Origin of the sequence: uncultured Endozoicomonas sp., from assembly GCF_947495845.1 — a bacterium.
Classification (GTDB): Bacteria; Pseudomonadota; Gammaproteobacteria; order Pseudomonadales; family Endozoicomonadaceae; genus Endozoicomonas.
Genome location: NZ_CANMAO010000065.1, coordinates 1 through 3,133 on the forward strand (window position 1 = coordinate 1; position 3,133 = coordinate 3,133).

5 protein-coding genes are annotated in these 3,133 nt (G+C 41.3%); 1 reads left to right on the forward strand and 4 read right to left on the reverse strand.

What is annotated here, in order from left to right; translation table 11 throughout:
* Positions 1-1,011: 1,011 nt before the first annotated feature.
* The 3 genes from Q1B11_RS19980 to Q1B11_RS19990 form a co-directional block, all read right to left on the reverse strand.
* Entirely contained in the window at positions 1,012-1,302 is a 291-nt protein-coding gene (locus tag Q1B11_RS19980; protein ID WP_299735733.1) for a type II toxin-antitoxin system RelE/ParE family toxin, read from the reverse strand.
* Positions 1,292-1,540, reverse strand: a complete 249-nt coding sequence (locus Q1B11_RS19985; RefSeq protein WP_067522621.1) for a type II toxin-antitoxin system Phd/YefM family antitoxin — start codon at positions 1,538-1,540, stop codon at positions 1,292-1,294. Before Q1B11_RS19985 ends, Q1B11_RS19980 begins: the two co-directional genes overlap by 11 nt.
* Before the next feature lie 353 nt (positions 1,541-1,893).
* Positions 1,894-2,097, reverse strand: coding sequence for a hypothetical protein (locus Q1B11_RS19990; protein WP_366139498.1), 204 nt, complete (start codon positions 2,095-2,097; stop codon positions 1,894-1,896).
* A 100-nt stretch (positions 2,098-2,197) separates the two neighbouring features.
* Between Q1B11_RS19990 and Q1B11_RS19995 the strand changes: the two genes are divergently transcribed.
* Positions 2,198-2,500, forward strand: coding sequence for a hypothetical protein (locus tag Q1B11_RS19995; protein WP_299735738.1), 303 nt, complete (start codon positions 2,198-2,200; stop codon positions 2,498-2,500).
* Positions 2,501-2,690: 190 nt separating this feature from the next.
* Here the strand turns inward: Q1B11_RS19995 and Q1B11_RS20000 are convergent.
* A partial coding sequence (locus Q1B11_RS20000; protein WP_299735740.1) for an HNH endonuclease signature motif containing protein occupies positions 2,691-3,133 on the reverse strand: 443 nt, incomplete at its 5' end.

The following is a 3,133-nucleotide window of genomic DNA, read 5'->3' on the forward strand; positions in this document are numbered from 1 at the left end:
TGTGCGGGCTGTGTTTTTCTACCTCCTCTGTACATCTTGCAGCTGTGAGGCTTCAGGAAAGAGCGGGAATTGCTGGTTTATGAGAGATCTGATGTAATCAGACATTGAAAGATTAGAGTTGTCAGCTATTGTTTTTAATTTTGACTTTTCATGAGTGGTTATTCGGATTTGGAGCTGTGTTTGTTTTATTTCTTTCATGGTTCGTTCTCTGAATGTTGTATCCATCATATCATTTAAATTAATGGGAAAACGAAAGTATTTATTTTTTTGCGCTGGAGTAAAACGACAGCGCAACCACACAGCTGAATAGCTGTGTCCATTGCAAAGTAATGACATGACGCATGTCATTACTTTGTCCTTGCTTGCATCTCAAGGTTTTTGATTTCTGATGATCTGATATTTTTTTAATTGAATATGTATCATGATTGAATATGATATTTTTAATATTAAGTTGTTGTTCATGAGTATTGATGAAGGAAGGAGTGTTATTTGATTTTTGAGATTATATTATATTATTGGGGTCAGTTAGGGGAGTGCTGAACTGTATTCTTAGGCTAATAATGATGTATTCTGGGAACTGTTTTTTAGCAGTAATCGATCAATAATCTTATTGGATTTTGAGTACGAAATAATTATTTAGCAGGAGCAGTCTTGAGACACTGAACTGTTCAGTAGGGCTTCTGATAATCTTAATAATTGTAATCCGTTGCTTGATTTGAGTGATATTTTGGTTGAATTCGTTTGAATCTCCCACTACATCAGATAAGCCTGAATCTTGCATGTATGTTATACCTTTCATTTTTTCAGTAGACTCCCCGTATAGACCTGATGCTCTCAACAGAGAACTATCAGGATGTTCACGATCAGAAACTCCAACCGCTTTCTTTCAAATGGAGGGTTGCTCCTATAAAGGTTGAGTTCAGTTAGAATAGCTGAAATTGTAAATACTCAGTATCTGAGTGTTAGGTGGAAACAGTCCGCAGGTAGCAGGGGATAATAATAGTTATGTTGCTAATTCAATAACCGGGATAATGCAACTTGATAGACTTCATTTCTATTTCGCTTACCGATAGCAATAACGGAAATAGTGATGGTCTTGTCTGAAACAGAATATACAAGTCTGTATCCGAGCTGCCTTAATTTTATTTTATAGAGGTTTGGAGCACCAGAAACTTTTGCAGTAGGAACATGAGGGGTGGATAGTCTACGTTCAAGAGCTTTTTTAAACTGCTCTTTCACTGCTGGGTTGAGTTTTTTCCATTCTTTCAAGGCTGACTTTTTGAACTCAAGCTCATAAATCATCAAGTGAAACCTTTACTGATTCTTCGTCAGCTCTTTCTTTGACGAGATCTAAAAGTTCCATATCCTCAATCAGTTCCATCATTGCTTCATAAGCTCTAGCGGGAACGCAATAAAACGCAGGCTCATTCCTGTTCAGCACAGCGATCGGTAAGCCTTCGCCGCTAGCTACAACTTTCATAGGATTGGCTTTAAGTTCAGAGATGCTTGCAGCAATATCTGTCAAAATGTTAGAAGCCATAGGTCTTCTCCTTTTCTATATGACCATATAATAGGCCTATTAAAAGGTCTCGTAAAGGGGAGGATTTCCACATTAATGTGAGACCGTATAAAATTTCAAGCTCAAGTGAAACTTAATGCTTTAAAATCAACGTGTTAGATAAATCGGCGCAGTAAATCTCAACAACGCAACATAACGAATAAGGATAGATTGCAACGATAAATTCAAGTTCATTCCGGGCTTCGCCCTCCACCGGGTGCCGCTTAATTTGGCAGTGGAACTTATCATTTTAGGATTGAAAAAACTCTGATGCTGCATCAAAGGTGAAGCAGTGGCTGATGCACTATACCTCATATCGGATGCAGCGTACCTTGTTATGCATCGTGAATGGTATAACCCCAGGTTACTTCGGTGTCAGAACGAATCATGATGGATACTGAGCAATGTTTTTCAAAAGTTAGCTGCAGAGCGCGTTCCACCATTTTTACGGATAGGTCTTCTCCGTAGAGGTTAAGGTGCATATGTACTTTCGTGAAAACCGTTGGTGGTGTCTCAGCACGTTCGGTGGTCAGTTTAATTTTATTCCTGCCATGTTATTTCTGTAAGCGGTAAATTCCCCACACATTAACTCTTTGTATTAATTTCCAAATAATACTGCTTTCACCTCGGAGATCCCCGATGAAAACAGTACAGCGCAAACAACTCCAAGAGCTATGGCAGCAAAGAGTCAACAACTGGCAGCAGTCTGGCCTGAGTCAAACTGAGTGGTGCAAGCAACACCAACTGAACATTCATCAGTTGAGCTACTGGAAACGTAAACTCTCCCAGCAGCCAGAAAGCAAAATCATCCCTCTGGCCGTGGTAACACAAAAGCCAGACAAACTGCCGACAACGCTGGTGATTCACATTAACAACATTCAGGTGGAAGCAACGCCGGAACAGGCGGCCATCCTGATTCATGCTCTTCAGGCTAACTCATGATCCGCCCGGCTGCAGACATTCCGGTTTATCTGTACGCAGACTTTGTCGAGTAGGCTCGACTGCCAGCACCGTGACTTGTATGAAAGTTCGAGGTTGCTGAACTTCCCAAGCTGGCAACCAACAGCCTGCCCCCGAACGCAGCATGCATCTTTCAATGCACTACGCTCTCCAGCATTAACATCTTGCAGATTTACCACATAGCCAGTGCCTGATCAGCTAGTTCCGAAAGTTTCATGCCGTCGTATTTTCCGGCATGTATCTTCATGTGACAGTCACGACAGACCGGTATTTGTTTCCGGTTTATTTGCGCCATTACCTTGCTAAAGCCTTTGACTTCCTGACCCATCTTGCGGATATGCCGGATATGGTGCATCTCTACACCATCCTGTTTACCGCAAATTGCACAGTGACACCCCAGCTTGCTCCTTGATCGCTGAGTTATCCGCTTCAGATACAATTTCTCAGGGTCAGGACCTTTGTCGCTAACATTGAATGCTTTCTGATCCACCTTCAGGGACAGATTGTTGCTGTACCCATTAAAATGAACCGGTCGTATACCAGCCACTCCCGATGAATATGCGACACAATCCATTATCAGAAAATTGTCGTAAGCACTATTTGATAGAACAATGA